Here is a 2,491-nt window from a genome sequence, read left to right as displayed (position 1 = left end):
GGCATCGTCCAGCCGCGACCGGCAACCGTGGCTGGACGCCTGGTCAGAAGCTCGCGAACAGGTCCCGAGGCATGGCGATGCGGGCCGCCTCGGTCAACGAGCCGGACACCGACGGGTAGATCGTGAAGGTGTGGGCCACCTGATCGACGGTGAGGCCGTTGGCCACCGCCAGCGAAACCGGGAAGATCATCTCTGACGCCTGCGGCGCCACCACCACCCCGCCGAGGATGCTGCCGCTGCCGGGCCGGCAGAACAGCTTCACGAAACCGTCGGTGATGCCCTGCATCTTCGCGCGCGGGTTGCGCGCCAGCGGGAGGATCGTCGTCTGCGCCGCCACCTCACCCGACTCGATCATCTTCTGTGAGATGCCGACCGTCGCGATCTCCGGCTCGGTGAAGATGTTGGACGACACCGTGCCCAGCCGCAGCGGCGTGACCGCCTCGCCGAGCGCGTGCCACATCGCGATCCGGCCCTGCATGGCGGCGACCGACGCCAACGGCAGCACACCGGTACAGTCACCGGCGGCGTACACCCCCGGCACCGCCGTCCTCGACATCCGGTCGACCTCGATGTGGCCGCTCGAGGCACGCCGTACCCCGACCTCGGCGAGCCCGATGCCCGATGTCCGCGGCACCGACCCGACGGCCATCAGGACGTGGCTGCCGGTGATGGTCCGGCCGTCCGCGAGGTCGACCTCGACGCTGTCGCCGACCCGGCGGGCGGCCTCGGCCCGGGCCCGGCTGAGCACGGTCACCCCACGGCGCTGGAAGACCTCCTCGAGCACCTTGGCGGCGTCCGGGTCCTCCCCGGGCAGTACCCGGTCCCGGGAGGAGACGAGCGTCACGTTCGCGCCGAGCGCCTGGTAGGCGCTGGCGAACTCGGCGCCGGTGACCCCGGAACCGACGACGATCAGATGCTCGGGCAGCTCCCGAAGATCGTAGATATGGCGCCAGGTGAGAATTCTCTCACCGTCCGGTTCGATGTTCGGAAGAACCCTGGGTGACGCCCCGGTCGCGATCAGGATGATGTCGCCGAAGAAGGCCTCCCCGGAGTCGACCTCGACGGCGTGCGGGCCGACCAGCCGGCCGCGGGCGTGCACCACCCGCACGGCCTCCTTCTCCAGCCGGGTCTCGATGTCGCGGGACTGCGCCGCGGCAAGCCCCCGCACCCGGGCGTGGACCCGCTCGATGTCCACGCCGATGCCGGGCGGCAGCCCCGGGCCGGGCAGCGCCCCGGCGTCCCAGCCCGCCTCCGGCAGGACGTGGCCACCGTCACGCAGCCGGACTCCCAGGGACGGCGCCACGGCCAGCTCCGTCATCGCGGCCGACGTGGCGATCAGCGCCTTGGACGGGACACAGTCGGTGAGGACGCACGCGCCGCCCACCCCGTCCGAGTCGATGAGCGTGACGAACGCCCCAAGCTCAGCCCCGACAAGAGCCGCCTCGTACCCTCCGGGTCCTCCTCCGAGAATGACGATTCGCGGCACCTGCGCGCTCCCTTCGGTGGGTGGGATTCCCACCAGCTATCTTGCCTTGTCCGATGTGTGAGCAACCATCGCATGAACAGTCACCCGGCCTGGCGGGCGCGGACGCTCCCCCGCCAGGCCGGTACCGGGCGGACCGGGACACCGACGGCCAAGGCCCGGGATGGCCGGGATCCGGGATGCTCGGGGTCTACACTGTCTTTCGCGTAGCTGTCGAACATCGACGACCGGATCCGTGGTACCCCACGGGAGACCATCTGCCGCCGCGACGTGGTTACGGTCCGTGTTGTCACACGAAGTCGGGTCCAGGGACGTCACGATCAGGATCTCACGGCCGCCCAGGCAACTGCCCGGGCAACTGTGGCTGGATCGATCGTGGCACATCGGACGGGTCCGGGCAGATATGCGGTCCGCGAGGTCGGCCGGGAGCGGCCGAGGGCTCCCCGCGCGGCGCGTCCGCGCCCGCGGGGGGAGGAAGTGGGTACAGGTAGGGGCCAGTGAAGATCCTCCAGGTAGTTCTTTGCCACCGCGGCCGCGGTGCCCGGGCCGGTGAAGGACGCACACAATGACCTTGTATGCCGCCTACGGCAGCAACCTCGACCCGGCCCAGATGAAGGAACGCGCACCGCACGCCCCCGTCATCGGGACCGGCTGGATCCGCAACTGGCGGCTCACCTTCGGCGGCGAGGACGTCGGCTGGGAAGGCGCGCTGGCCACCATCGTCGAGTCACCCGGCTCCCGGGTGTACGTGATGCTCTACGACGTCGCCAAGCGTGACCTCAGGCAGCTCGACGTCTGGGAGGGCGTGGAGGCCAGCCTCTACACCCGCATCCGCGTACGGATCTTCACCCTGGACGGCGAGGCGCTGGCCTGGACGTACGTGCTGGACGCCTACGAGGGCGGGCTGCCGTCCAAACGGTATGTGGCCATCATGGCCGACGCGGCCGAGCGGGCCGGCGCGCCGTCCGACTACGTGGCCGATCTGCGCAACCGTCCCACCGCCTGACT

General features: G+C 70.5%; 2 protein-coding genes. One reads left to right on the top strand and one right to left on the bottom strand.

Annotation, left to right across the window (positions count from 1 at the left end):
- Positions 1-43 precede the first annotated feature (43 nt).
- Complete coding sequence (locus AC5LUJ_RS18460; protein ID WP_250286414.1) at positions 44-1,486, bottom strand: NAD(P)H-quinone dehydrogenase; 1,443 nt, start codon at positions 1,484-1,486, stop codon at positions 44-46.
- Positions 1,487-2,048: 562 nt separating this feature from the next.
- Between AC5LUJ_RS18460 and AC5LUJ_RS18455 the strand changes: the two genes are divergently transcribed.
- A complete protein-coding gene (locus AC5LUJ_RS18455) occupies positions 2,049-2,489 on the top strand; it encodes a gamma-glutamylcyclotransferase family protein (protein WP_250286415.1) in 441 nt (146 codons plus the stop codon).
- Positions 2,490-2,491 lie beyond the last annotated feature (2 nt).

Source organism: Protofrankia sp. CiP1_Cm_nod3, assembly GCF_982290655.1.
This window is presented reverse-complemented; position numbering and strand designations above follow the sequence as displayed.